Below are 25316 nucleotides of genomic sequence, written 5' to 3'. Positions count from 1 at the left end.
GGGGTGGTGGTATTTCTACCTATCGCCTAGCTGGCGGCCTTCTTGGTGGCTTTTTTGGCGGCAGCCTTTTTCTTTGGCGCAGCTTTCTTCTTGGTGCCTTTCTTGGCCGCCTTTTCATTGGCCAGCTCGACCGCCATTTCCAGCGTTACATCCTCGGGTTTGATGTCCTTGGGCAGTGTCGCGTTCACCTTTTCCCATTTCACGTATGGGCCATAGCGCCCGTCCAGAACCTGCATCGCGCCGCCATCAGGGTGTTCGCCCAAGTCCTTGAGCGGCTTGGCAGCGGCCTGACCGCGCCGTCCCGGGTTGGCGCGTTTTTCGGCCAACAGTTCGACCGCACGGTTCATGCCGATCTCGAATACATCGTTGGGATCTTTGAGGTTGGCGTAAACCGGTTTTGCTTCATCCGCCAACTGGTGCATCAGATAAGGACCAAAACGTCCGAAATTCGAGGTGATCATACCGCCTTCGGGATGTTCGCCAATCTGGCGCGGCAGGCTGAGCAGGGTCAGCGCCTTTTCCAGATCAAGGTCATCTTTACTCCAACCACGCGGCAGCGAGGCGCGCGGAGGCTTTTTGTTCTCGGGTGTGGGTTCACCACGTTGCACGTACGGACCGAACCGGCCGGACTTCAGCCAGATGTCATCACCTGCGTCTTCACCCAGCAGGCGTTCCTCGCCCTGCGCGCCTTCACCGGCGATTGGCCGCGTATAGGTGCATTCCGGATAGTTTCCGCAGCCAACGAACCCGCCGGTGCGCGATGTCTTCAGGTGCAGTTGACCAGCACCACATTTCGGACAGATACGCGGATCCGAGCCATCCTCACGCGGGGGATAAAGCTGCGGAGCCAATGCCTCGTCAAGCTTGTCCAGAACTTCCGATATACGAAGCTCGGAGGTTTCGCCAATCGCGGCCGAGAAATCGCGCCAGAACTTGCTCAACAACTCTTTGTAGTCGCGGCCACCAGCGCTCACGTCGTCCAGCTGCTCTTCCAACGTGGCTGTGAACTCATAGCCCACATATTGACGGAAGAAATTCAGTAGAAAGATCGTAACGATGCGCCCCTTTTCTTCAGGGATCAGCCGGTTCTTGTCCTTGCGCACGTATTCGCGGTCCTGAATCGTCGTCACGATCGAGGCATAGGTCGAGGGTCGCCCGATCCCCAGTTCCTCCATCCGTTTGACCAGGGTGGCCTCTGTATAGCGCGGTGGTGGCTGGGTGTGGTGTTGCAGGCCCAGAACGGATTCGTTGTCGGACAAGACCGCCTCTTTTGCGACCTTGTCACCGCTCTCGCTTGTCGCCTTGGCAAACTGATCGCGCAGCGAGGTTTTGGCAAACGGGGCAGGGTCGCCCTGCATGATCTGGGGCAGGCGCTTATCATCTTCATCGGCGACATCATCGCGGCCCTCTTCATAAACCCGCATGAAACCATCGAACATCACCACTTGCCCAGTGGCGCGCAGCCCGACCTGACCATCGTCGCTGCCGATCTCAACTGTGGTCCGTTCAAGACGTGCCGCTGCCATTTGACAGGCAATGGTGCGTTTCCAGATCAGGTCATAAAGTTTGCGCTGATCTTCATCTGTGACTTTCAGTGCCTTTGTGTCACGGGCCATATCGGTTGGGCGGATGCATTCGTGGGCTTCCTGCGCGTTCTTGGCCTTGTTCTTGTATATCCGCGGGCTGTCTGGCACGTATTCTGCGCCATAGCGCTCGGCAATCGTATCGCGCGTGGCAGTAACAGCCTCGGGCGCCATGTCGATGCCGTCTGTCCGCATATAAGTAATGTATCCGGCCTCATAGAGCCGTTGCGCCACCTGCATGGCGTGTCGGGCTCCCATGCCGAACTTGCGGCTGGCTTCCTGTTGCAGGGTCGATGTCATAAACGGGGCACTGGGATTGCGGGCGGCGGGTTTGGCCTCGACCGAGGTTACGCTCAGCGCGCGGCTGGTGATCGCCTGAACCGCCAGTTCCGCCTGTGTCGCGTTCGCCAGATCGTGTTTGTCCAGCTTTTTACCGGCCAGTGTCACAAGGCGCGCCTCATAGGTCTGACCGCGTGGTGTTTCAAACAGCGCGCGGACCGACCAGTATTCGACTGGCTTGAACGCCTCGATCTCCATCTCGCGCTCGACGATCAGGCGCAGGCAGACCGATTGCACACGTCCTGCAGACTTTGCGCCAGGCAGCTTGCGCCACAGAACGGGCGACAAGTTAAAGCCCACCAGATAGTCCAGCGCGCGGCGCGCCAAATAGGCCTCGACCAGCGGCATATCGACCTGACGCGGGTTCTGCATCGCTTCGGTCACGGCGTCTTTGGTGATCGCGTTGAAGGTCACCCGGCTAACCGGTGTGTCTTTCTTGATCGACCGGCGCTTGGTCAGCGCCTCTTGCAGATGCCAGCTGATCGCCTCACCCTCGCGATCGGGGTCAGTGGCAAGGATCAGCGCGTTGTCTTCTATCAACGCGTCGGCGATGGCCTTGACGTGCTTTCGGCTGTCATTCCCGACTTCCCATTTCATGGAGAATTCGTCCTCGGTATCGACCGATCCATCCTTGGGAGGCAGGTCCCGCACATGTCCGTAAGAGGCCAAAACCGTGTAATCAGGGCCAAGATACTTGTTGATTGTTTTTGCTTTGGCCGGAGATTCTACAACAACTACAGGCATTTAAGAGAAGACCTCGCTCGACGGGTTTGGCGCCTTATATGGCGGTGCAAAATGTGTGCGGCAAGATCGAATTGTCAATGCGTTCCTTTTGACAAACGATTTGGGGCTAAAAAACCAACCTTTTTTCGCCTTAACATGAAGGCGCTATTTTGGGTGTTCAGGCCGGGTCGTGGCGTCGCGATGCCTTAGGCCGAGAGGGCCAGCAAACCCCCTGGTTGTCGTTGTATGCGCCCGTCCAGTTCCAGATCGACCAGGGCCGGCCCAATCTCTCCGGCGCTGGCTGCAACGTCGCGGATCAATTGATCTTCGGCGATGGGCGAGGGGCCAAGCCGGGCCAGGATCTCGTGATGCAGAGCCGCTGGCGTTGCCTCGCGCGAGGGTGTGGCAACAGGCTGTGCGATCACTTTCTCTTCATACATGACTTGCTGCTGCGGCAGGGCGTCGATGACATCTTCAGCTGATCGGACCAATATCGCGCCATCGCGAATCAACAGGTTGCACCCCGCAGCCCTGGCATCAAAGGGATGGCCGGGAACCGCCAGTACCTCACGCCCCTGATCGAGCGCATCCCGCGCCGTAATCAGACTGCCGGATTTTGCCGCTGCTTCAACCACAACCACGGCCTGCGCCAACCCCGAGATGATGCGATTGCGGCGCGGAAAGTGCCGCGCCTGAGGCGTTACACCCATCGGTTGCTCTGACAATCGTAGCCCGGTTGTCGCAATGTCATGCGCCAGATCCGCGTTTTCTGCTGGATAGATCACATCGACGCCGCCGGCCATTGCAGCCACGGTGCCCGTCCTCAGTGCGGCCATATGGGCCGAGGTATCGATCCCGCGGGCCAGTCCTGAGACCACGATGTAGCCTTGTTCCCCCAACTCTTTGGCCAGACCACGCGCCATTCTTGCGCCCAGCGAGGAACAATTGCGTGCGCCGACCATCGCGATCGTTGGGCGGTCTAAGATGGAGACGTCACCAATTGCCCATAGAAGCGGAGGTGCATCCGACACATCGTGTAAAGCTTTGGGGAAATCAGCGGCGCCCAAGCATAAAAGCCGCGCCTTGACGGCTTTTGCGGCCTTGAGCTCCGCCTCGATTACACTGGGCGGGCAGATTTCATACCCTTTTACCCCGGCAGCGCGTGCCATTTCAGGCAGCGCGGCCAGCGCGTTCTGCGCTGACCCATGTTCGCTGAGCAAGCGCCGGAACGTTGCCGGGCCAACCTTGCGCGAGCGCAACAGACGGAGCCAGGAAAACCGGTCCTCTTCCGTGGTGGGTGGGAGTGGGGGGTGATTGGAAGAATGCTGCTCTTCGGTCATCCGATGCTCCGCCTGATTGCAGAACTGGTTTACGGGAGACCGGGTTAACACCCTGTGAATCTCGAAAAATTATCCGCAATCTTTCCTGAATTTTTCGAAGTAAGAGAGTGTATGTATTTGTAAAATAGTCAGAAAATATTGGAACGGCTTTCAGCGAAGCACCGACTTTGTTAGAAGTGCGTCAAATGAAGAAAGGCGCAAGGTTAACCCTGCGCCTTGTGAAACGGACCCGGTTCCGACTCAGGCGGCCGATCCTCCGATGGTCAGACCATCCATCAAAACCGTGGGTTGCCCAACACCAACCGGCACCCATTGCCCATCCTTGCCACAGGTGCCCATGCCGGGGTCCAAGGCCATGTCATTGCCAAGACCACGAATTCGCTTTAGTGCCGACGGCCCATCGCCGATCAGTGTCGCGCCCTTGACCGGTGCACCGATCTTGCCGTTTTCGACGCGATACGCCTCGGTGCAGGAAAACACGAATTTGCCGTTGGTGATGTCCACCTGACCGCCACCAAACCCCACGGCCCAGATGCCATCCTTGATCTCGGCGACCAGCTCTGCAGGATCTGCGTCGCCGCCCAGCATGATCGTGTTGGTCATCCGAGGCATTGGTTTGTGCGCATAGCTTTGGCGCCGACCATTGCCGGTTGGTGAGACGCCCATCAACCGCGCGTTTTGGCGGTCCTGCATGTATCCGGTCAGGATGCCATCTTCGATCAGCACCGTCCGAGAGCTTGGCGTGCCCTCATCATCCACCGAGATCGATCCGCGCCGATCCGCGATTGTGCCGTCATCCACAACGGTCACACCTTTCGAGGCGATCTGCTGGCCCATAAGCCCCGCAAAGGCCGAACTGCCCTTGCGGTTAAAGTCGCCTTCCAACCCATGGCCGATGGCCTCGTGCAGCAGGATACCGGGCCAACCGGGGCCGAGTGCCACTTCCATCACGCCCGCCGGGGCAGGGACCGCATCCAGGTTGACCAAAGCGACCCGCAGCGCCTCGCGTGCCTTGTCCTGCCAATCGGTTGGATCGATCAACCCGCTCAGACCAACGCGGCCTCCGCCACCTGCCGAGCCGCTTTCGCGACGTCCGTTCTGTTCGACAATGACCGAGATGTTCACGCGCGTCATCGGACGCACGTCGCGCACCAGCACGCCGTCAGGGCGCAGGATATCGACCTCTTGCACCGCGGCGGCAATGGTCGCGCTGACCTGCACGACACGCGAATCCAGATCCCGGGCAAAGGCGTCGATCTCGCGCAGCGTTTCAACCTTCACAGGGAAACTGGCCGAGTCGATCGGATCTTCGTCGGTGTACAGACGTTTGTTGGTGGCCATCGGCGCCCCGGCAAGCGTGCCCCGGCCATCGCCCACGGCCAGCCGCGCGGTTTCTGCGGCCCGCTTCAGGGATGGGATCGAAACATCGGTTGAATGGGCGTAGCCTGCCACCTCTCCCTGCACTGCCCGCAGGCCGAACCCTTCGGATGCGTCATAGGAGGCAGTGCGTAAACGGCCATCGTCAAAGACCAACGCCTCGGATTTGCGCCGCTCGACGAACAGCTCTCCGTCTTCCGCTCCGGCTGTTGCCGACCGCAGAACGGCCAGTGCTTCGTCATGCGGAAGTGCGCTCTCAAAGGGGCGAAACGGAGCTTGAGACATGGGTTGCGGCCTTTCGGGTTTGATCTAGATCAAAAATAGCGTCTGTTTGACGCAAGCATTTTGCTTTATCTACCCGACGGAATATGGTTTTTAACGCGGCCAAAGACAACGGGTGAGGTGTGACCGATTCACACCTTTTCGCCAGGGACGTAAAGATCAAACGATCAGGACAGAACATGAAGAATGCTTTGATGCTTTCGGGGCTTGTCACAGCCCTCTCCAGCCTTCCCGCCATGGCTCAGGAGCTTGAAATTATTGGCAAGCCAGTTGATGGCGGTTGGGGTTTTCAGCCAGCGGCCACTGTACTTGCCGATCAGATACATCGTCTCGATGCGATGATTCTGGTGATCATCACCGTGATCTGTGTGTTTGTTGCGGGGCTTCTGGTCTATTGCATCGTGCGCTACAACAAGCGCGTCAATCCGACGCCAGCGGGCTTTTCGCACTACACTCCGGTTGAAATCGCATGGACGCTTGGACCTATCGTGATTCTGGTCTTTATCGGCGCTTTCTCGTTGCCCGTTCTGTTCCAGCAACAGGAGATTCCCGAAGGCGATGTCGTCATCAAAGTTGTCGGCAACCAGTGGTACTGGACCTACGAATACGTCGATCATGATTTTGCGTTCGACAGCTATCTGCTGGGCCACCCGGCGACATTGGACGAAGGAGAGCGCCCGGCAGATGCCGATGTGACCCCGTTTGTTCTGGACGATGCAATGCGCGCCAAGTTGTCTGACGCGGGCTATAGCTCGGACGAATGGCTGCTGGCGACCGATACCGCAGTTGTCGTGCCGGTAAACAAAGTGGTGGTGATGCAGGTGACCGCGTCGGACGTGATCCATTCCTGGACGATCCCATCTTTCGGCGTGAAACAGGACGGCGTGCCTGGTCGTCTGGCCGAGCTTTGGTTCGAAGCCGAAAAAGAAGGCATCTATTTCGGTCAGTGTTCGGAACTGTGCGGCAAAGACCACGCCTATATGCCGATTACCGTCAAAGTGGTGAGCCAGGAAGCGTATGACGATTGGCTGAAGGGCGCGATCGACGAATACGCTGGTCTGCCGCAAAACTTCAAGGTCGCCTCGAACTGACAGTGACTAGGGCAGGGACTGCCTGCTCGACGTAAGATGCAAGCTGCGCGGAGTTTCGCGCGGCTTTCGCCCCAGAAGGACCGGAAATGACCGACGCAAGCATCAATGCCAGCACCGTAACCGCGCAGCCCTGCGCGGACGAGGCGAGCTTTGGCGATTACTTCGCCTTGCTGAAGCCGCGCGTGATGTCGCTTGTTGTCTTCACGGCGCTGGTCGGACTGCTGGCCGCGCCGGTTCCCGTGCACCCGTTTGTCGGGTTCTGCGCTATTTTGTTCATCGCGATTGGTGGTGGCGCCTCGGGCGCCCTGAACATGTGGTGGGACGCGGATATAGACAAGGTGATGAAGCGCACCAAAGGTCGTCCGATTCCCTCTGGCAAGGTTGAAGAAGGCGAAGCACTGGCGTTGGGGCTGGCGCTGTCCGGTTTATCCGTGATCATGCTGGGGCTGGCGACCAACTGGATCGCTGGCGCGTTTTTGGCTTTCACGATTTTCTTTTACGTCGTCGTCTACACGATGTGGCTGAAGCGATCGACGCCGCAGAACATCGTGATTGGCGGTGCTGCAGGGGCATTTCCGCCGGTTATCGGCTGGGTCGCAGCCACAGGGTCGATGCCACTTGAGCCGTGGTTGATGTTTGCCCTGACCTTCATGTGGACGCCACCGCATTTCTGGGCGCTGGCGCTGTTCATGCGGTCGGATTACGACGATGCGGGCGTGCCGATGCTGACCGTGACGCATGGCCGACGCGCAACCCGGACGCATATTCTGATCTACACTGTCCTGCTTGCGATACTGGCCGTCGGCACCGCATTCTCCAACATCGGCGGTCCAGTCTATCTGACGGTCGCCCTGATCCTGAATGCGCTGTTCCTAAGCGGAGCCTGGAAGATTTCGCGCCGGACCGAAGCCGACTCGGAAGCGGATAACTTCAAGGTCGAGCGCTCTTTCTTCAAGTTGTCGTTGCTCTATCTCTTTCTGCATTTTGGTGCGATCCTGATCGAAGCGTTGCTGAAACCCTACGGATTGGGAGGCTGGTCATGAGCTTGCGCAAAAGCCACGAACTGCATCAGCGCCGTTTCGGACGTAATCTGGGCGTGGGGCTGACATTGGCGGCATTCATCGTGATTATTTTCGGCCTGACGGTCGTTAAGGTCTCGGGCACCGATTTTGGAATGGCACCGCAAGAGGTTCAGAACTGATGGCACTGACCGGTCCTCAGAAAACTGTTGCGCAAACGGTGGGCGTGGTTGTCTTGATGGGCGGCCTGGCCTGGGCGTCGGTGCCCTTCTACGACTGGTTCTGCCGTGTCACCGGGTTTGGTGGCACAACCGGCGTGGCCGAAAGCGCGCCCGAAGACATTCTGGATCGGACCGTAACCGTTCGCTTTGACGCCTCCAAAGCCAAGGATATGGCCTGGGAATTCAAACCGGTTGCCCGCGAGATGGAAGTCCGCATTGGTGAAACCGGATTGGCTTTTTATGAGGCCTACAACCCGACCGACCGCCCCATTGCTGGACAGGCATCCTACAACGTGACGCCATATTCGGCCGGTGGGTACTTCGAAAAAATCGCTTGTTTTTGCTTTGAAGAGCAGGTGCTGCAACCGGGGGAACGGGTTGAGATGCCTGTGAGTTTCTTCGTCGATCCTGAAATCGTCGAAGATCTTGAAGCCAAATATGTGCATACGATCACTCTGTCGTATACATTCTACGAAATTGACCTGCCCGAGGGCTATGCCGCCCTTGACGCGCAGTCCGATAAAAAAACGAACTAACGCCTGTAGGTGAGGGACGCTGATGGCACACGCTAAAGACCATGACTACCATATTCTGAACCCATCGATTTGGCCATTGATTGGCGCTGTTGGTGGCTTTGTGATGCTGTTCGGAGCCGTCCTTTGGATGCACGGAGTTACTCCGTGGATGTTCTGGGCGGGCTTGATTGCCGTGCTTTATACCATGTTCGCCTGGTGGTCTGAGGTTGTCGTTGAGAGCCGTCAGGGGGATCACACTCCGGTTGTCCGCATCGGCCTGCGCTACGGGTTCATCCTGTTCGTCATGTCCGAAGTAATGTTCTTCTTTGCCTGGTTCTGGTCGTTCTTCAAACATCGCATGTATCCGATGTACGACTATGCCGGCACAGAATACATCCAGCCGGATATTCACGCGGTCGACCCGTTCCACCTGCCTTTGATCAACACGCTGGTCCTGCTGCTTTCGGGTTGTGCCATCACCTGGGCACACCATGCGCTGGTGCATGACAATGATCGCAAGGCGCTGATCAACGGTTTGGCCATCGGTATTGTCCTTGGGGTCGCATTCACCGCCCTGCAGGCGTTTGAGTATTACGAATTGCTGGCCCATGAAGGCTGGAAATTTGGTGATGATCAGTTCTATTCGAACTTCTTCATGGCAACCGGTTTCCACGGTTTCCACGTCCTTATCGGAACGATCTTCCTGTCGGTCTGCTTGATCCGGGCGCTGCGTGGGGACTTTACGCCAGAAAAGCACGTCGGGTTTGAAGCCGCTGCCTGGTATTGGCACTTTGTGGACGTGGTCTGGCTGTTCCTGTTCTTCGCCGTCTACATCTGGGGCCAGGCCCCGTTGATGTAACGCCTGTCAGGCTATCCAATTGCAAAAGCCGCCTCAAGGGGCGGCTTTTTCTCTATCCGGGGCGCAAGATTGCGCCCCATACAATTGCGCGGTTGCATTTACGTCTGCGCAGACTTTAACAAGGCGCCGGTTCTGACGCCTAACTGCAACAAACACGGGTTCGAAATGCGCCGTATCCTGTTCCTGCTGATCTTCGGAATTGCCGGCCTGGCGATCCTGCTGTCGCTTGGCACATGGCAGGTGCAACGTTTGCATTGGAAAAAAGGTTTGCTGGCGGATATCGACACCCGTATCGCCGGGGACCCGGCAAATCTGCCTGACGCAATTGATCCTGAAGCGCATCGTTATCTACCGGTTTCTATGGCCGGAGAGATGCTGCCGAGGGAAATCCATGTTCTGGTCTCGGTCAAACAGGTTGGTCCCGGATATCGTATCATTGCCCCGTTCAGGTCGGGCAACCGCACGATTCTCATAGACCGCGGCTTTGTGCCGACCACGGCCAAGTCAACCGCGCGTCAGGTCGGTGAGATGGAAATCACAGGCAATCTGCATTGGCCGGATGAGATCGACAGCTATACGCCCGAGCCGGATACGGATGAAAACATCTGGTTTGCCCGCGACGTCCCTGCTTTGGCCGATAGCCTAGGAACCGAGCCAGTGTTGTTGATCGCACGTTCGCAAACCGACCCCGAAATCACCCCGTTGCCTGTCGTTACAGCAGGCATTCCGAACGACCACCTGCAATACGCGGTGACCTGGTTTGGTCTGGCTCTGGTCTGGGCCGCAATGACCGGGTATTTTCTGTGGCGCAGCCGCGCCCCGTCTGAGAGTGAAACGCAATGAAATACATCTCGACCCGTGGGCAAGCGCCCGAACTGAGCTTTGAAGAAGCGATGCTGACCGGGCTGGCCCGCGACGGTGGCCTGTATGTCCCCGCCGAAATCCCAGTGATGTCACAAGACGAGATCGCTGCCTTGGCCGGTCTGTCCTACGAGGACATCGCCTTTCGGGTGATGTGGCCGTATGTGAGCGGATCTTTTGCGGAGGAGGAGTTCAAGGAGATCATCGCGCGAGCCTATGAAGGCTTTGACCACGATGCCCGTGCGCCGCTGAAGCAGTTGAACGAGAACCACTTCCTGCTGGAGCTGTTTCATGGGCCGACACTAGCCTTCAAGGATTTTGCCATGCAGTTGATCGGTCAACTGTTTCAGGTGGCCCTGAAGCGGCGCGGGGATCGCGTGACCATCGTCGGCGCAACCAGCGGTGACACCGGCTCGGCCGCGATTGAGGCGTTCCGGGGCTTGGACGCTGTGGATGTGTTCATCCTGTACCCCCACGGCCGCGTATCCGAGGTGCAGCGCCGCCAGATGACGACGCCCGCCGACAGCAACGTACACGCACTGGCGGTTGATGGTGATTTCGACGATTGTCAGGCCGCCTTGAAAGACATGTTCAACGACTTCGATTTCCGCGATGGCGTGAAACTCGCCGGGGTGAACTCGATCAATTTCGCCCGGGTGCTGGCGCAGATCGTGTACTACTTCTCTGCTGCCGTCAGCTTGGGTGCACCGCATCGCAAGGTCAGCTTTACCGTGCCTACCGGAAACTTCGGGGATGTCTTTGCAGGCTACCTTGCCAAGCGCATGGGCTTGCCGATTGACCGTCTGGTGGTTGCGACAAACCAGAACGACATCCTGCATCGCTGCCTGTCGGGGCAGGGGTATTTCAAGGGCGATACCATCCCCTCGATCAGCCCGTCGATGGATATCCAGGTCAGCTCGAATTTTGAACGCGCGCTGTTTTATGCCTATGGCGAGGACGGAGCAGCTGTTGCGCAGTTGATGGATGAATTGAAACAGGGTGGATTCAACGTCAGCCAAGGCGCGATGCAAGCCCTGAGCGAGAGTTTCGATTCCGGACGGGTGTCCGAAGAGGAAACTCTTGTGACGATCAAATCCACGTTAGCCAACAGCGTAGAACTGGTTTGCCCACACACCGCTGTCGGGATCAAAGTGGCCGAGGATCACCGCACGGCTGACGTTCCAATGATCACGTTGGCCACCGCGCATCCCGCGAAATTCCCGGCTGCGGTCGAGCAGGCCAGCAGCGTACATCCGCCTCTTCCCTCTCGCATGTCTGATCTGTATGAACGTCCGGAACGGGTGACCCGCATTGCAAATGATCTGGGCATCCTCGAGGATCATATCAAAGGGCATATCGCCGAGTGACTGTCAGACAAGACCAACTGAAGAACGGATTTCGTATCGTCAGTGAACATATGCCGGGACTGCAATCAGCGGCCATCGGTATCTGGGTAACCGCCGGTGCGCGCAATGAGCGGATCGAACAGAACGGCATCGCCCATTTCCTTGAGCATATGGCCTTCAAGGGAACCAAGCGGCGATCCGCTTTGCAAATCGCTGAAGCGATTGAGGATGTGGGCGGCTATATCAACGCCTATACCTCGCGCGAGGTGACGGCTTATTACGCGCGCGTTTTGAAAGACGACGTGGCGCTGGCGATGGATGTCATCGGTGATATCGTCCTGAACCCGATCTTTGATCCGCGTGAGATTGAGGTCGAACGGGGCGTGATCTTGCAGGAGATCGGTCAGGCCTATGATACGCCCGACGACGTGATTTTTGACTGGCTGCAAGAGCAGAGTTATCACGACCAACCTCTGGGCCGGACTATTCTCGGCCCGAGCGAGCGAGTCAGCGCGTTTTCGAAAGAGGATCTGTCGGGGTTTGTCGCGGAACATTATGGCCCTGAACAAATGATCTTGTCCGCCGCAGGCGCTGTGGATCACGACGCATTGATGAAAGCAGCCGAAGAGATGTTCGGTCACCTTCAACCACGCAAGGGGCTGATCGCCGAGGCCGCTCGGTTCACGGGTGGCGAAGCGCGTCAGGACAAAGAACTGGAACAGGCCCATTTCGCCCTGGCGCTGGAAAGCCCGGGCTATCGCGACGATGCGATCTACACAGCGCAGATTTATTCGACCGCGCTGGGCGGCGGCATGTCCTCGCGTCTGTTTCAGGAAGTCCGTGAAACGCGGGGGCTTTGCTATACGATCTTTGCCCAAACCGGCGCCTATGCCGATACCGGCACAACAACGATCTATGCGGGGACGTCCGCGGATCAGGTCAGCGAGTTGGCCAACATCACCATCGATGAGATGAAGCGCGCCGCCGAAGACATGACGGAAGAAGAGGTCGCCCGCGCTCGCGCGCAGATGAAAGCCGGGATGCTGATGGGGCTGGAAAGCCCGTCGAACCGGGCCGAGCGTCTGGCTCGTCTGGTGCAGATCTGGGGGCAGGTGCCTTCGCTTGAAGACACGGTGTCCAAGATCAACGCGGTCTGCACCGAAGACGTGCGCGCCTTTGCTGAAAATATGGCTGTTCAGGCCCCGGCAGCACTGGCGCTGTATGGCCCGGTCTCGGGCGCGCCTACGCTGGCCGAATTGCAGGAGAGGCGCGCGGCGTGATGCTGTTAGGCAGACGCAAGCTGAAACTCGAAACCGAGCGCCTGAGCTTGCGCCCGCCGGTGCATTCCGATTTCAACGATTGGGCGGCATTGCGGCGGTCGTCCAAAGACTATCTCACCCCGTGGGAGCCGATCTGGGCCAGGGATCACCTGACCCGCAAGTCATTCACCAACCGTGTTTATTGGGCCCAGCGCTCGGTCGCGAGCGGAACAGCGATTCCGCTGTTCCTGTTTCGCCGGTCCGATGATGTGCTGCTGGGAGCGATCACTCTGGACAATGTCCGCCGCGGGCCCGCGCAGGCCGGGACATTAGGGTATTGGACAGGTCAGTCTTTTGCTCGTCAGGGATACATGCGCGAAGCCATTGGCGCGGTGTTGCACCATGCGTTCACCCGCCTCGACCTCAGCCGGATTGAGGCCGCCTGTCTGCCCGAAAACGCCGCCTCGCGCGGGTTGTTGGAGAGTTCCGGATTCAAATACGAAGGCGTGGCACAATCGTATCTGCAGATCAACGGGCGGTGGCGCACGCATGTTCTGTACGCCAGCCTGCGATCGGACCGGCGGGGCCGCACCGACGCGGGGTAGGCACTGTCCGAAGGTTATTGGGCGCGCTGCCCCCGATGCGGCAAGCCGCATCTCCCCCGGGATGTTTTTGGCCAGATGAACAAGGGACATGACTTACAGTCGCTATGCGCTACACTTGCCTTATGCGATGGATAGTTGCGGTATTGATGGTGATCGGGGGCGGAGCTATGGCCCAGGAGCGTCGGCCAAGCCATTGCGTTGCCATCGCGGATTCAGCACCGGGGATTGAATACCTGCACAAGGCGGCGTGGGGTGATCCGGTTCCTGAATACTCCGTTCGGATCAGCTATATCGCTCATGCATCCTTTCTGATTCAGACCCAAGGTGGGCTGACTGCCGTGACCGATTTCACTGGCTTCATCGGCAGCGCGGAGCTGATCCCCGACATCGTCACCATGAACCATGCTCATGACACCCACTGGACGGCGCACCCCGATCCGGCCATCCCGCATGTTTTGCCGGGGTGGGGAGAGTTTGGGCAGGGGATAGAGCATCACCTCGATCTGGGTGAAATGCTGGTGCGCAATGTGCCGACGGATATCCGATCAGCCTATGGTGGGGTTGAGGAGCGTGGTAACTCGATCTTTGTATTCGAGGTCGAAGGTCTGTGCATTGGGCATCTCGGCCATTTGCACCATGTTCCGTCGGATAAACAATTTGCCGCTCTGGGGCGGCTGGACGTGGTGATGGCGGCTGTGGATGGCGGCACAACCATGCCGCTGCCCGAAATGATCACGGTGCTGAAACGCTTGAAAAGCTCGGTCATTGTTCCGATGCACTGGTTTTCAGGGTTTTCTCTGGATCGATTTCTTGCCGACATCCGCAACGATTTTCCAGTGGAACGCGATGGGGTTTCGGAAATCACTGTATCTCTCGGCACCTTGCCAGACCGGCCCACTGTCGTTGTGCTTGAGCCGCGCTATCTGATCGAGCTGGAATAGGGCTTGTCGGCCGGGCGTGTCTTGGGCAAGGAAGGGGTATGGTTTTGAATCCCGCTGATGACCGCCTTGCCGCCTTGATCCGCTCAGAACTGGGCGATGATGTTTTGCGCCCGGTATCTGATCGCTACCTTGCCGAGCCTCGGGGCCGGTTTGCGGGCCATGTCGGTCTGCTGGCACTGCCGCGCAATGTGCAAGACGTTGCCGCGCTGGTGCGCCTTGCATCTGCGGCAAAGGTGCCGGTGGTGCCTTACGGCGGGGGAACGGGATTGGTCGGTGGGCAGGTGATGACCAGTGGCCCGGCACCGCTGCTGATTTCGCTTGAAAGGATGACCGCCATTCGGGCGGTGTATCCCACCGAGAATGTTCTGGTGGCCGACGCGGGTGCTGTGCTGTCCGACGTGCAGGATGCCGCCGAAGCGGCTGATCGCTTGTTTCCGCTGTCTTTGGCCGCGCAAGGGTCCTGCCGGATCGGGGGCAACCTGTCTACCAATGCAGGAGGGGTGAATGTCTTGCGCTATGGCAATGCGCGCGACCTGTGCCTTGGGCTGGAAGCTGTGTTGCCTGATGGTCAGATCTGGCATGGCCTCAGCCGTTTGCGCAAGGACAACACCGGATACGACTTGCGCAACCTGCTGATCGGGGCCGAAGGCACGCTGGGGATCATAACCGCCGCCGCGCTGAAACTGTTCCCGCGTCCGGCCGCAGTTGGGACCGCAATATTTCAGGTGCCGTCACCAGAGGCAGCGATTGATCTGCTCGCAGCTGCGCGCGATCAGGTGGGGGAAACTGTTAGTACGTTCGAATTGATCCACCGGCAGGGGCTGGATTTCCTGACCGAGGTCTTGCCGAATGTTCGCCAACCCTTTGAGGTCAAACCCGATTGGTGTGTGTTGATTGAACTGGGGCTGCCAAAGGGCCTATCGCCTACCGAAGCGCTTACAGCCATTTTTGAACGCGCCGAGGCGCAAGGACTGGTCAGCGACGGGGTCATCGCCCAAAGCGAAGCGCAGCGGGCCGATCTGTGGGCGGTGCGAGAGTGTATCCCCGAAGCCAATCGTCTGATCGGATCGGTGTCGAGCCACGATATCTCGGTTTCGATTTCAAGAATCCCTGAATTCATCCGGCAAGGCGCAGACGTGGTGAGCGCGCTTGGCCCGTTCCGGATCAATTGCTTTGGTCATTTGGGGGACGGGAACCTGCACTACAACGTGTTCCCCCCGAAAGGTCAGAACCGGTCGGAGTATGAAGAGGAACGCAGCTTGGTCAAAACCGCTGTGCATGACCTTGTGGATGCGTTCGATGGGTCCGTCAGCGCGGAACACGGGATAGGACGTCTGAAAACATCTGATCTGGAGCGTTACGGCGATCCGGTCAAGCTCTGCACCATGCGGGCCATCAAGGCCGCGCTTGATCCCAAAGGGATCATGAATCCCGGTGCTGTGCTGAAAGGGTGAACACGGTCTGGCTGGACCGAGCCGTGTTCGGATGTTCGCGGGCAGGATCACCGTCCAGCGTGTCGACCGGTTTGGCGGCCTGAACGGCAACAACAAGGGTCTCAAAGCCGCCGGTTGCAACGGCGGTGTCCACGATGTCCCTCCCGTGACCATCGGCGATGGCAGATGTGCTGAACGGGGTCGAAGCGACGCTGGCGACAGAGAATTTGCGGAACATGATGTAATCTCCCTGAATTGAAAGGCTTCATGAAGCATCAACAGGGATACGGAGCGGCTGCACAATAAGATCCCGGGCAACAGCAGTATTCATGCTTGAAAGCGCGCTAAGCCATAGGCTTTGCGATCATCCACTCACAAGTTTATGAAATCAGAGGCGTCAATGCCCTTCGAATTCGCACAGGACATGGACATCCATGCCCATATCCTCAAGCACTTTACGGCCGCCCAATTCCGGCAGATCGATGATGAATGCACACGAGATAATCTCACCGCCCAGCCGTTCGATCAGCTTGATCCCCGCGGCTGCGGTGCCACCGGTGGCCAGCAGATCGTCGACGACCAGAATTTTCTCACCAGGCTGGATCGCGTCATCGTGGAGTTCGACGATCGCTTCGCCATATTCCAGTTTGTAATCCTGGCTGATCGTGGTGCCGGGCAGCTTACCCTTTTTGCGGATCGGGACAAATCCGACGCTGAGCTGATGCGCGATGGCGCCGCCCAGAATAAATCCGCGTGCTTCAAGGCCGACCACCTTGTCGATACGCTCACCAGCATAAGGGTGCAGCATCTGATCAATCGCAACGCGAAATCCGCGCGGATCGGCGAACAGGGTCGTGACATCGCGGAACATGATCCCTTCATGTGGGAAATCGACAATCGTCCGGATATAGTCTTTGACCGTCTTGTTTCTGGACATGAGGCAACCCTTTGGCGTCAAAACACGCGGGGCTGTTTGGCCCATTGAGGTCAATCATGCAAGAAAAGAATCCCCTGAGGGTCTATTTGCGCCAGTTGCGCTGGTCGCGCAAAAGGAACGCCTGAGCGACATTGAGATTCATTGCCATCATCCAATTTTATTGTTATGTGCCTGATATCTACATCTTCTATGCGATGTATACACAATGCATATAAAAAAGAATCAAGTTGTTGACGGGACCAAGGCGCGTGGCAAAAAAAGACGGTAAGGTATCTACCAAGAAAAACAGTCAGTTGGTCTTGCGATTGGACAAAGATGAGCGTGACGCATTTGTCGATCTCTGCAAGGAGCTGGATACCTCGGCCGCGCGGGAAATCCGCCGTTTTATCCGCAGTTTCATGAAAGAAAACGCCGAGGAATAGTGGTCTGTGTCAGGCTGGTCGACGCAGGATAGCCGTCGCGACACCCATCCCGATCAAGGTCAACCCACCGAACCGGGTCATCGCCGTAATGACGCCCGAGCGTCCGATCATGCGGCGCAATCGGTCGGCCAACAGCGCATAGGCCAGGGCATTCAACCAGGCCAGCCCGACAAACGTCGCGATCAGAATGGCAAATTGCGGACCTAACGGGTCGGCAGGGCGCAGGAATTGCGGCACGAAGGCAATGAAGAAAGCGATGGATTTTGGGTTCAATGCGGTCACGGCGGCGGTATGGCCAAAGACGCTGCGCGCGGTCACGCTTTGCCCGGTTTCAACAGGGCTAAGGCCGCCTGACGGCGCGCTGCGCAGCAATTTGATGCCCAGCCATACCAGATAGGCCGCACCTACCCATTTCAGCACAGAAAACAATGTGGCCGAGGCCAGTACCAGCGCGCCCAATCCCAGCAACGACGCGGTCATTGCCACAAGATCGCCTGCTGCGACCCCAGTCGCCGATGCCACCGCAACGCTGCGCCCTTTGGACAAAGCGTAGCTGAGTACCAGCAATACTGTTGGACCGGGGATCAGCAGAAGGGCAGTCGAGGCTGCGACAAATGTAAGCCAGAGATCTAAAGACATCTTTTGTGCAACTCCCGGATTCCACGACAATTTCCGTCAGCTAAGACACGGTCTGTCTCAAAGTCAATCCAGAGGGACGCACAAGCGCCACCGGACCAGATCCACAAAATCGCCATCGAGTCGCTTTTTCCTACGTTTTATGTTAAAATTGACCCTTATTTTAGTTGGAGTATTTCTTATGAAGTGGTTTGCAGCGGGGCTTTTGCTCCTTATTTTTCTCGTTCCTGTAAGTGTTAATGCCCAAGGATGCCCAAACGGGTATTCGGATTGCGGGGGCAACTTGTGTTGTCCGACGGTGCAGCATTGAACCTGTCTGGTATTGGAGAAGCAGTGCGGTCCCGCGCGGGCTACCTGCTTGCAGTGGCAGGCGTGATCGCGGTTGTAGCGGTCTGTGCGCCGCTCATTCTGGATGCAGACGAAGCGGATTTGCGGTATGATCGCCACAGTATCCCGGCGCATCGGTTGGATAGCCCCAATCCGGGCGACGCGTATGCGTTTGATCATTCCACAGGCGATTTCTTTCCCATCAAACTGTGCAAGCTGCACATGGCCGACTCTTACCCGATAGCTCCGGTGCGGTTCGCTGGTATCAACGAGTGGGGGAAGGGTTTTAACGACGCGATCTCTCAGGTCGGGCAGTTTGTCGGTGAGAAAATCCTGGCGAACATGAATCTGGACGACGCGCGGGTGGTTTGGGAATACAACAAGATCTATCGCAGTGCCGAGTTGAACTCGAAACTCGAACGCGAGTGCTTGGACCGTGTGATTGAGCGCGTGCGGATGCCTGATCAGTCGGTGTACATCGTCGACATGGTCTATTTCCCAAAAGACAGTCCCGATCGACCTGAGCTGGTGCAATTGTCACGCTCCAGCATCATCGCAAAAGATTGTGGCGCGCAATGCGTGAACCCGACGCCGAAACATCAGGTTCTTAAGATCGGTTGGCTGACGCGCGTAAAAGCGGATTGGGAATTGGTGCGCATCGAATAAACGCGCCGCATTCCCGACGTGGGAACTGGGCCGCTAAAGAACGCGCCCAGCCACTGCATCCAACTTGGCCAACAAGGCGGGGTCGCGTTTTTCCGGAGAGGTCAGGATCGCGTATTCCAACGCCCGATCGCAGCCATGTGGACAAGCCGTGCGATCGATCCCCAGCAGCCCCGGTAGGCCTTTGACCAATGCCCGGCCTTTCTCGGCGTTGCCGGTCAGAGTCGCGACAATGGCGGTGACGTCGACCTCTCCGTGTTCGGGATGCCAGCTGTCGTAGTCTGTCACCATGGCAACCGAGGCATAACACAGCTCTGCTTCGCGGGCGAGTTTCGCTTCGGGCATGTTGGTCATGCCGATCACATCACACCCCCATTGCTCGCGGTACATTTTGGATTCGGCGAGGCTGGAGAACTGTGGGCCCTCCATGGCCAGATAGGTTCCACCCCGATGGACGGTGATCCCTGCCGCTTCGCCCGCGGTTTCGCACGCATCACTCAGGCGCGGGCAGGTGGGATGGGCGACGCTGACATGGGCCACACACCCGGTGCCAAAAAAACTTTTTTCGCGCGCGAAAGTGCGATCGATGAACTGATCGACGATCACGAAATCCCCCGGCGCCATATGTTCGCGAAACGAGCCGCAGGCAGACACCGAGATCACATCCGTCACGCCCAGCCGCTTCAACGCGTCGATATTGGCACGATAGGGCACCTCGGTCGGCGAATGCACATGGCCGCGCCCATGACGGGGCAGAAAGGCCATGCCCACTCCGTTCAGCGACCCGGTCAGAATCTGATCTGACGGATCGCCCCACGGTGTTTCAACCGTAACCCATTCGGCATTTTCCAGACCGTCGATGTCATAAATGCCCGATCCTCCGATAACGGCGATTTTAGTTTGGGTCACGTGTCGTCTCCGCTTGATGAATCCGTTCAGACCTATCTGCGTCTCACTTGCTCATTTGGCAAGTAGCACTTGGCCGGTGTCGTTCCCATTTTGTTCAATATCTTGCCCGTTGAGGGTCGTTTTGAGTGGTCCGCCACGGATGAGATGGATCACAACGCCGCAGTTCCATATGACCCATGTTCCAACCAGGTGCGATCTTCATGCTTAAGATGCGCGTCCATCATAGCGTTGTATGCCGCCAACTCTTTGTCTGTGAGTTTTTCGCGCCACTTGCCGCTGGTACCGCTGTGGAAAAACTCTGAGTCTGATTTCATAAACCCCTTACCTCCTGACGGGGCAAAGCGTGCCGCATTGGCTTTCATATTGTCAAAGGTTGCCGCCTGAACAAGTTGATCCATGACCGTGGTTGAATGTGATGCGCCCAATAAATCAGCCAGTTTGGTAAAGGTGCCCGTCAAATCGCGCGTCATGTCCGCGTAGTGGAAAAGGGACACGTTTGATCGATGAGCAACGGCGGTGGCAGCTTTGTAATGCTGAATTATATGGGCGAGAGGCATTGCATCACCATCGAACCCTTCTGCTCCGCCATCCAAAAAACGGCGGAAGGTGATGCCGTCAGCATCATCCTCGGGGTACCACGTATCGAACCATGACATTGGGATGTTGCGCAGGTGTTTACGATACGAGAAATGCGCATCAAGCGGATGACGAAACACGCAAATGTATTGTGCCTGATCATCCAGCGGCAACCCGTCCATCGGTGTATGGCTTTTCATACTGCGCCGATGCAGCATGGCTTCGAGCCGATCGGCAACCTCTGACATCTCACGGATGCGAATGTCGACCCAGGGCATTTTGACGGACAACTCCGTTTCGACTTCGGGATCGCCAGAAAACAGCAGAGCAACCATGGTTTGCATCCAGGTCGTTCCACATTTCGGAGGTGTCACGACGAACACATCGTCTGGGCGGATGTCGACCATATCCCAACGTCTGTTGTCGGTCAGAGGGCCGAGGTAGAGCTTTCGCTTCGTCATGTCTGACTTCTCCTGCATGCGGACTTGATCAAGAAAGGCAGAGTAACGGAAGAACACAACAAAATAACGGCTGCTCATTGCAAGCCGAGGAACTATAGTCACTGCTTACGGTGTTTTTGAGATAGGTCTGCTTTGGGTTTGGAAGCGGACCATGCATCACAGCCATGCGTATTGCGCATGGCAGCATCCCGCTTGGCGCGGTATCTTACTGAAGCTATGACAGGTACAAGGGCGCCTTCGCGCCAACAGACCCAAGCCACAGGACAACCCTATGCCCCGAGCCATACTGGCAAGCTTTGCCAAACGTCTTGCTATTCCCGATCTGCGTTGGTCGCCCGATGAGGGTCTGACCGTTTCGCGTTTGCGGATCGAGCTGCTGTCGGGCCTGACCGTGGCTCTGGCGCTGGTGCCCGAGGCGGTGGCTTTTGCTTTTGTGGCAGGTGTCCATCCGCTGGTCGGTCTTTACGCCGCATTTCTGGTGGGTTTGATCACCGCGTTGATCGGCGGCCGCCCTGGTATGATTTCGGGCGCGACGGGCGCATTGGCCGTAGTGATGGTGGCATTGGTGGCGCAGCACGGGGTCGAATACCTATTTGCGACGGTTGTTCTTATGGGGATACTGCAGGTCATCGCCGGTGCTATGCACTGGGGTCGGTTCATCCGATTGGTGCCACATCCGGTGATGCTGGGCTTTGTGAATGGTTTGGCGATTGTGATCTTTCTGGCCCAGATGGGGCAGTTCAAAGTCCCGGGCACCATGGAAAACACTGGCCACGGCATGAGCGGGGGCGAGTGGCTGTCTGGCCTGCAGCTGTATACCATGTTGGGTCTTGTCGGTTTGACCATGGCTGTGATCTGGGTGATGCCGCGCGTCACACGTGTTATCCCCGCGCCTCTGGCCGGGATCGTCGTTGTCGCGGCGCTGGTGATCGGTTTTGGGCTGAACGTACCACGCGTTGGCGATCTGGCCTCAATCGAAGGCGGGTTGCCGATGTTCCACATTCCAATGGTTCCACTGAACTGGGAAACGTTTGAGATCATCTTGCCTTATGCCGTCATTCTGGCCGCGATTGGCTTGATCGAATCCCTGCTGACCCTGAACCTTGTGGGTGAAATCACCGGCAAGCGGGGTGGGGCGTCGCAGGAATGTATCGCGCAGGGCGTTTCGAATGTGGCCACCGGCTTCTTCGGCGGCATGGGCGGTTGCGCGATGATCGGTCAGTCGATGATCAACGTGAAGTCTGGTGGGCGTACCCGGATTGCCGGGATCGCTGCGGCGATGTTCCTTTTGATATTCATCCTGTTCGCCGCACCGCTGATCGAACAAATCCCGCTGGCTGCGCTTGTCGGTGTGATGTTCATGGTGGTGATCGGGACCTTTGCCTGGAACTCGTTCAACATTATGCGCAAGGTGCCGCTGACCGATGCGTTTGTGATTGTTCTGGTGACAGTCGTGACCGTGATGGAGGACCTCGCCGTCGCCGTTGTGGTCGGCGTGATCGTATCGGCGTTGGCATATGCGTGGAACAACGCGAAACGCATCCACTCGATCACCCGTGAATCCGAGACCGAAAAGGGTGCCAAAGTATACGAGATCCAGGGCCCGCTGTTTTTTGGCTCGTCCGAGGGCTTTCTGGAAGTCTTCGACGTATCAGGTGACCCTGAAACCGTCATTATTGATTTTGCAGCCAGCCGCGTGGTTGATCAATCGGCCTTGCAGGCGATTGAGAATATCGCTGGTAAATACGAGTCTGCTGGCAAACGGGTCATGCTGCGGCACCTGAGCCGGGATTGCCATAAGCTACTGAACAAGGCCGGACACCTGATGGTCGACAGCGACGATGATCCGGATTACGAACTGGCAGTGGATTATTCGGTTCGCACCGGCATTCTGGGCGGGCACTGAGCCTTTTGCGAGGTTTTGCCTCGCGCGCCGAGATACTTGGGGCCAGATGAATAAAGGATCCGCATCGTCATCTGGTGAAAAGTATCTTGGGAAGCGGCGCGCCCTTAGTCATCGGGGCGATTGAGCGAGAACAACTCGTTCACAACGGAATAGTCCCGGTACCCCAACCGTGCCAGAGGCCGGAACGAGGTGACGTCGAACTTGCCGTCGCGCATATGGTCGTTCTGAAGATGCACGCCGGTTACTTCTCCGAACACCACGCGATTTGCTTCGCCGGGTAAGCTTACGATCTGGGTCAGCTTGCACTCCAACGCTGCCGGAGCGCCTTGGATCCGGGCACAGGGGATGGTCTCGCATTCGATAGGGATCAGGCCTGCATGATCAAACTCATCGATATGCTTCGCCAAACCCTCGGAACTGGCATTCATCGCATCCCGATGGGCATAGCCTACAACATTGACGCAAAACACACCCGTCGCCTCGATATTGGCGATACTGTCCTTGCCGCCGTCCTGGTCGTGTTTGGTCCCGGTGGATGCGAACATCACCTGCGGTGGTGTGTAGGCGACCCCATTAAAAAACGAATACGGCGCCAGATTATTGACCCCACCCGCGTCGCGGGACGAGATCCAGCCAATCGGGCGCGGGGTGATAATGGCGTTGAACGGATTGTGCGGCAAACCGTGACCGTCTTCGGGGCGATAGAACATCTGATCTCCAAGCGTTTGCCCAAGGCGTATCGAAGTGCTAGGGCGAATTCCAGTAAGGAAAAGAGGGCAGGGTGCAGCAGTTCGGGATCAGACCGGAAGAGCCGGATGATTGGTGGGAGGTCGAAGCGCTCTATGACCTGTGCTTCGCCCCGGGGCGTGAGGCGCTGTCCTCGTACCGGCTGCGCGATGACGTGCCCCCCGTGGCAGGTCTGTCTCTGGTCGCGCGGGACGGGCAGGGCATTCTGGCCGGTGCAATTCGGTTCTGGCCTGTCCATGTCGGGGAACATGATGCGTTGTTGTTGGGCCCGGTTGCCGTTCATCCAACCCATCAGGGCGAAGGCTTGGGTGGTTACCTGATCCACGCCGGGGTCGAGGCCGGACGTGCCAAAGGTTGGCAACGGGTCATGCTGGTAGGGGATGCGCCCTACTATAAGCGATTTGGGTTTGAACAGTTGCAGGGGGTTCAGATGCCGCCGCCGACCAACCCTGACCGCGTTTTGGGTATGGAGTTGACGCCTGGCGTCTGGGCCGATGTCTACGGTGCGGTTAAGCGCTGGACCCGCTGACCTATTGAAACGACAGCGCCAAATGCCAATGTTTAAGCGGCAGGAGGGCACAGATGCACGATATGGTTCTTGTCGAAAAAGTGGATGCCGAGGCGGAGCTTGACCGACTGGCGGATCATTATCGTTCAGCCGGTGGAACGGGTGTCAAACTTTTGAACAAGCTAGGCGGATCAGCAGAATCACTGCTCGACCAATTGCCAGACCCGGTGCGGCAGGGCCTGACCAGTGCGACCGAGCATGCGTTATGGGCGGCCATTCACGCTGCTCAGGGATCGCGACGGGCAGTTCCTGATCAAAAACCCTGGGTCAACACCGCTGTAACAACCGCCATGGGCGCGGCCGGGGGTTTGGGCGGCGTTTCCACGGCGCTGGTTGAACTGCCGGCAACCACGACCATGCTGTTGCGCTCGATTCAGGGTGCTGCTGCGCGCGAAGGGTTTGATCCGGCGGAGGAAAACGTGAAATTCGATTGTGTTCGGGTTTTATCCGCCGCTGGCCCATTGTCTTACGATGACGGGGCGGATCTGGGCTTTTTCTCTGTGCGCCTCACGTTGACCGGCCCGGCGATGCAACGGCTGATTGCCGCTGTCGCGCCACGGCTTTCAGTTGTGCTGGGCCAAAAACTGGCGGCGCAATCCATCCCTGTGTTGGGGGCGCTGGCTGGGGGTGGAACGAACTTTATCTACACGCGCTATTATCAACAGGTCGCCCATGTTCATTTTGGTCTGCGTCGCTTGGCAATTGATGCCGATATTCCGCATGATGAACTGATCAGAAAACTGTCCGCCCGCATGTAATCCAGATCTGCCTAAGGCGGGCAAAGCTTGGCTGAAACCGCATCATATGGTATGCAATGTATAGCCAACCGCAAAATACGAACAAAAACAGCGGCCCGGCACACAGGTAGATATACCAATTGAGGGGCGTGTCGGCGCAATGAATGCACGACTTTTGCCAAATGCACTGCATGGGAACAGGAAATACCCTGTTCTGCCGCAATCGGCTGCGTTGTGCTATCGCATCGAGCGTGGTCGCACCGAGGTTTTGTTGATCACCACCAGACGGTCGCGCCGCTGGATTATCCCCAAAGGCTGGTTGATCAGCGGTCTGACCACCGCTGAAACCGCCGCACAGGAAGCATGGGAAGAGGCGGGAGTACGAGGCAAATGCAACCCGGACAAACTGGGCCAGTTCACGTATCTGAAACAGCGTCCCGATCAGGGGATGGCAATGTGCGTGGTGGATGTGTTTCCAATATATGTGCGCTCTTTGGCGTCGAGTTATCCGGAAAAAGCGGAACGCAGTCGCAAATGGTGCTCGCCCAAGAAAGCTGCATCAAAGGTCCAATCGTCTGATCTTGCGGAGGTGTTACGAAGTTTTAAGCGATTTTTGCACTGATGAGACAATAG

At 57.6% G+C, this 25316-nt stretch carries 26 protein-coding genes; 17 read left to right on the top strand and 9 right to left on the bottom strand.

Annotated elements, in window-relative coordinates; translation table 11 throughout:
- Positions 1-26 precede the first annotated feature (26 nt).
- From topA to tldD, 3 genes are all read right to left on the bottom strand, one after another.
- Positions 27-2666 (bottom strand): type I DNA topoisomerase, encoded by a 2640-nt coding sequence (gene topA, locus D9K61_RS11745; protein ID WP_120633433.1) that lies wholly within the window; start codon positions 2664-2666, stop codon positions 27-29.
- A gap of 185 nt (positions 2667-2851) precedes the next feature.
- Complete coding sequence (dprA, locus tag D9K61_RS11740) at positions 2852-3985, bottom strand: DNA-processing protein DprA (RefSeq protein WP_120633432.1); 1134 nt, start codon at positions 3983-3985, stop codon at positions 2852-2854.
- A 240-nt stretch (positions 3986-4225) separates the two neighbouring features.
- On the bottom strand, positions 4226-5647 hold the full coding sequence (tldD, locus tag D9K61_RS11735) for a metalloprotease TldD (RefSeq protein WP_120633431.1): 1422 nt from the start codon (positions 5645-5647) through the stop codon (positions 4226-4228).
- Positions 5648-5823: 176 nt separating this feature from the next.
- Between tldD and coxB the strand changes: the two genes are divergently transcribed.
- The 11 genes from coxB (at position 5824) to D9K61_RS11685 (ending at position 15815) form a co-directional block, all read left to right on the top strand.
- On the top strand, positions 5824-6735 hold the full coding sequence (gene coxB / locus D9K61_RS11730) for a cytochrome c oxidase subunit II (RefSeq protein ID WP_120633462.1): 912 nt from the start codon (positions 5824-5826) through the stop codon (positions 6733-6735).
- Positions 6736-6821: 86 nt separating this feature from the next.
- Positions 6822-7778: a heme o synthase gene (gene cyoE / locus D9K61_RS11725; protein ID WP_120633430.1), complete on the top strand. Its 957-nt coding sequence runs from the start codon at positions 6822-6824 to the stop codon at positions 7776-7778.
- A complete protein-coding gene (locus D9K61_RS26940) occupies positions 7775-7936 on the top strand; it encodes a hypothetical protein (RefSeq protein WP_162946845.1) in 162 nt (53 codons plus the stop codon). The genes cyoE and D9K61_RS26940 overlap by 4 nt, the downstream gene beginning before the upstream one ends.
- Positions 7936-8511 (top strand): cytochrome c oxidase assembly protein, encoded by a 576-nt coding sequence (locus D9K61_RS11720; RefSeq protein WP_120633429.1) that lies wholly within the window; start codon positions 7936-7938, stop codon positions 8509-8511. The genes D9K61_RS26940 and D9K61_RS11720 overlap by 1 nt, the downstream gene beginning before the upstream one ends.
- Before the next feature lie 22 nt (positions 8512-8533).
- Positions 8534-9349, top strand: coding sequence for a cytochrome c oxidase subunit 3 (locus tag D9K61_RS11715; RefSeq protein ID WP_120633428.1), 816 nt, complete (start codon positions 8534-8536; stop codon positions 9347-9349).
- A 165-nt stretch (positions 9350-9514) separates the two neighbouring features.
- Entirely contained in the window at positions 9515-10192 is a 678-nt protein-coding gene (locus D9K61_RS11710; RefSeq protein WP_120633461.1) for an SURF1 family protein, read from the top strand.
- A complete protein-coding gene (gene thrC / locus D9K61_RS11705) occupies positions 10189-11577 on the top strand; it encodes a threonine synthase (protein ID WP_120633427.1) in 1389 nt (462 codons plus the stop codon). The genes D9K61_RS11710 and thrC overlap by 4 nt, the downstream gene beginning before the upstream one ends.
- Entirely contained in the window at positions 11574-12836 is a 1263-nt protein-coding gene (locus tag D9K61_RS11700) for a pitrilysin family protein (RefSeq protein ID WP_120633426.1), read from the top strand. Before thrC ends, D9K61_RS11700 begins: the two co-directional genes overlap by 4 nt.
- A complete protein-coding gene (locus tag D9K61_RS11695) occupies positions 12836-13420 on the top strand; it encodes a GNAT family N-acetyltransferase (RefSeq protein ID WP_120633425.1) in 585 nt (194 codons plus the stop codon). The genes D9K61_RS11700 and D9K61_RS11695 overlap by 1 nt, the downstream gene beginning before the upstream one ends.
- Positions 13421-13542: 122 nt before the next feature.
- Positions 13543-14361, top strand: coding sequence for an MBL fold metallo-hydrolase (locus D9K61_RS11690; RefSeq protein WP_120633424.1), 819 nt, complete (start codon positions 13543-13545; stop codon positions 14359-14361).
- Positions 14362-14399: 38 nt separating this feature from the next.
- A complete protein-coding gene (locus tag D9K61_RS11685) occupies positions 14400-15815 on the top strand; it encodes an FAD-binding oxidoreductase (protein ID WP_120633423.1) in 1416 nt (471 codons plus the stop codon).
- On the opposite strand, the gene D9K61_RS11680 is transcribed toward D9K61_RS11685, so the two are convergent.
- Together D9K61_RS11680 and D9K61_RS11675 are read right to left on the bottom strand one after the other, a co-directional pair.
- Positions 15784-16032: a hypothetical protein gene (locus D9K61_RS11680; protein ID WP_254055749.1), complete on the bottom strand. Its 249-nt coding sequence runs from the start codon at positions 16030-16032 to the stop codon at positions 15784-15786. The two genes, D9K61_RS11685 and D9K61_RS11680, sit on opposite strands and share 32 nt — an antisense overlap.
- A 159-nt stretch (positions 16033-16191) precedes the next feature.
- Positions 16192-16731: an adenine phosphoribosyltransferase gene (locus D9K61_RS11675; protein WP_120633422.1), complete on the bottom strand. Its 540-nt coding sequence runs from the start codon at positions 16729-16731 to the stop codon at positions 16192-16194.
- Between the two features lie 248 nt (positions 16732-16979).
- On the opposite strand from D9K61_RS11675, the gene D9K61_RS26935 reads away from it, so the two are divergent.
- Positions 16980-17153, top strand: a complete 174-nt coding sequence (locus D9K61_RS26935) for a hypothetical protein (RefSeq protein ID WP_162946844.1) — start codon at positions 16980-16982, stop codon at positions 17151-17153.
- A gap of 9 nt (positions 17154-17162) precedes the next feature.
- On the opposite strand, the gene D9K61_RS11670 is transcribed toward D9K61_RS26935, so the two are convergent.
- Entirely contained in the window at positions 17163-17792 is a 630-nt protein-coding gene (locus D9K61_RS11670) for a LysE family translocator (protein ID WP_120633421.1), read from the bottom strand.
- A gap of 246 nt (positions 17793-18038) precedes the next feature.
- Between D9K61_RS11670 and D9K61_RS11665 the strand changes: the two genes are divergently transcribed.
- Complete coding sequence (locus tag D9K61_RS11665; RefSeq protein WP_120633420.1) at positions 18039-18782, top strand: hypothetical protein; 744 nt, start codon at positions 18039-18041, stop codon at positions 18780-18782.
- Positions 18783-18815: 33 nt separating this feature from the next.
- On the opposite strand, the gene D9K61_RS11660 is transcribed toward D9K61_RS11665, so the two are convergent.
- Both D9K61_RS11660 and D9K61_RS11655 read right to left on the bottom strand, forming a co-directional pair.
- Complete coding sequence (locus tag D9K61_RS11660) at positions 18816-19688, bottom strand: S-methyl-5'-thioadenosine phosphorylase (RefSeq protein WP_120633419.1); 873 nt, start codon at positions 19686-19688, stop codon at positions 18816-18818.
- Between the two features lie 149 nt (positions 19689-19837).
- Entirely contained in the window at positions 19838-20725 is an 888-nt protein-coding gene (locus tag D9K61_RS11655; RefSeq protein ID WP_162946843.1) for a sulfotransferase domain-containing protein, read from the bottom strand.
- 271 nt (positions 20726-20996) lie between these two features.
- Between D9K61_RS11655 and D9K61_RS11650 the strand changes: the two genes are divergently transcribed.
- Entirely contained in the window at positions 20997-22631 is a 1635-nt protein-coding gene (locus D9K61_RS11650) for a SulP family inorganic anion transporter (RefSeq protein WP_120633417.1), read from the top strand.
- A 104-nt stretch (positions 22632-22735) separates the two neighbouring features.
- On the opposite strand, the gene D9K61_RS11645 is transcribed toward D9K61_RS11650, so the two are convergent.
- Positions 22736-23341, bottom strand: a complete 606-nt coding sequence (locus tag D9K61_RS11645) for a flavin reductase family protein (RefSeq protein WP_120633416.1) — start codon at positions 23339-23341, stop codon at positions 22736-22738.
- A 71-nt stretch (positions 23342-23412) separates the two neighbouring features.
- On the opposite strand from D9K61_RS11645, the gene D9K61_RS11640 reads away from it, so the two are divergent.
- The 3 genes from D9K61_RS11640 (at position 23413) to D9K61_RS11630 (ending at position 25305) form a co-directional block, all read left to right on the top strand.
- Positions 23413-23907, top strand: a complete 495-nt coding sequence (locus D9K61_RS11640) for a GNAT family N-acetyltransferase (protein ID WP_120633415.1) — start codon at positions 23413-23415, stop codon at positions 23905-23907.
- Positions 23908-23960: 53 nt separating this feature from the next.
- The gene (locus D9K61_RS11635) at positions 23961-24704 is read left to right on the top strand and encodes an EcsC family protein (protein ID WP_120633414.1); all 744 of its coding nucleotides are present in this window, start codon (positions 23961-23963) and stop codon (positions 24702-24704) included.
- Positions 24705-24843: 139 nt separating this feature from the next.
- Positions 24844-25305, top strand: a complete 462-nt coding sequence (locus D9K61_RS11630) for an NUDIX hydrolase (protein WP_120633413.1) — start codon at positions 24844-24846, stop codon at positions 25303-25305.
- The last annotated feature ends 11 nt before the right edge of the window (positions 25306-25316 follow it).

It is taken from the genome of Ruegeria sp. EL01 (assembly GCF_900313035.1).
In the GTDB taxonomy this organism is placed as follows: Bacteria; Pseudomonadota; Alphaproteobacteria; order Rhodobacterales; family Rhodobacteraceae; genus Ruegeria.
This window is presented reverse-complemented; position numbering and strand designations above follow the sequence as displayed.

What these genes read in the sequence shown, in the direction of transcription:
- topA (WP_120633433.1), bottom strand. Translation starts at nt 2,666, where the DNA reads ATGCCTGTAGTTGTTGTAGAATCTCCGGCCAAAGCAAAAACAATCAAC.
- dprA (WP_120633432.1), bottom strand. Translation starts at nt 3,985, where the DNA reads ATGACCGAAGAGCAGCATTCTTCCAATCACCCCCCACTCCCACCCACC.
- tldD (WP_120633431.1), bottom strand. Translation starts at nt 5,647, where the DNA reads ATGTCTCAAGCTCCGTTTCGCCCCTTTGAGAGCGCACTTCCGCATGAC.
- coxB (WP_120633462.1), top strand. Translation starts at nt 5,824, where the DNA reads ATGAAGAATGCTTTGATGCTTTCGGGGCTTGTCACAGCCCTCTCCAGC.
- cyoE (WP_120633430.1), top strand. Translation starts at nt 6,822, where the DNA reads ATGACCGACGCAAGCATCAATGCCAGCACCGTAACCGCGCAGCCCTGC.
- D9K61_RS26940 (WP_162946845.1), top strand. Translation starts at nt 7,775, where the DNA reads ATGAGCTTGCGCAAAAGCCACGAACTGCATCAGCGCCGTTTCGGACGT.
- D9K61_RS11720 (WP_120633429.1), top strand. Translation starts at nt 7,936, where the DNA reads ATGGCACTGACCGGTCCTCAGAAAACTGTTGCGCAAACGGTGGGCGTG.
- D9K61_RS11715 (WP_120633428.1), top strand. Translation starts at nt 8,534, where the DNA reads ATGGCACACGCTAAAGACCATGACTACCATATTCTGAACCCATCGATT.
- D9K61_RS11710 (WP_120633461.1), top strand. Translation starts at nt 9,515, where the DNA reads ATGCGCCGTATCCTGTTCCTGCTGATCTTCGGAATTGCCGGCCTGGCG.
- thrC (WP_120633427.1), top strand. Translation starts at nt 10,189, where the DNA reads ATGAAATACATCTCGACCCGTGGGCAAGCGCCCGAACTGAGCTTTGAA.
- D9K61_RS11695 (WP_120633425.1), top strand. Translation starts at nt 12,836, where the DNA reads ATGCTGTTAGGCAGACGCAAGCTGAAACTCGAAACCGAGCGCCTGAGC.
- D9K61_RS11690 (WP_120633424.1), top strand. Translation starts at nt 13,543, where the DNA reads ATGCGATGGATAGTTGCGGTATTGATGGTGATCGGGGGCGGAGCTATG.
- D9K61_RS11685 (WP_120633423.1), top strand. Translation starts at nt 14,400, where the DNA reads ATGGTTTTGAATCCCGCTGATGACCGCCTTGCCGCCTTGATCCGCTCA.
- D9K61_RS11680 (WP_254055749.1), bottom strand. Translation starts at nt 16,032, where the DNA reads ATGTTCCGCAAATTCTCTGTCGCCAGCGTCGCTTCGACCCCGTTCAGC.
- D9K61_RS11675 (WP_120633422.1), bottom strand. Translation starts at nt 16,731, where the DNA reads ATGTCCAGAAACAAGACGGTCAAAGACTATATCCGGACGATTGTCGAT.
- D9K61_RS11670 (WP_120633421.1), bottom strand. Translation starts at nt 17,792, where the DNA reads ATGTCTTTAGATCTCTGGCTTACATTTGTCGCAGCCTCGACTGCCCTT.
- D9K61_RS11665 (WP_120633420.1), top strand. Translation starts at nt 18,039, where the DNA reads ATGCCCAAACGGGTATTCGGATTGCGGGGGCAACTTGTGTTGTCCGAC.
- D9K61_RS11655 (WP_162946843.1), bottom strand. Translation starts at nt 20,725, where the DNA reads ATGACGAAGCGAAAGCTCTACCTCGGCCCTCTGACCGACAACAGACGT.
- D9K61_RS11650 (WP_120633417.1), top strand. Translation starts at nt 20,997, where the DNA reads ATGCCCCGAGCCATACTGGCAAGCTTTGCCAAACGTCTTGCTATTCCC.
- D9K61_RS11645 (WP_120633416.1), bottom strand. Translation starts at nt 23,341, where the DNA reads ATGTTCTATCGCCCCGAAGACGGTCACGGTTTGCCGCACAATCCGTTC.
- D9K61_RS11635 (WP_120633414.1), top strand. Translation starts at nt 23,961, where the DNA reads ATGCACGATATGGTTCTTGTCGAAAAAGTGGATGCCGAGGCGGAGCTT.
- D9K61_RS11630 (WP_120633413.1), top strand. Translation starts at nt 24,844, where the DNA reads ATGAATGCACGACTTTTGCCAAATGCACTGCATGGGAACAGGAAATAC.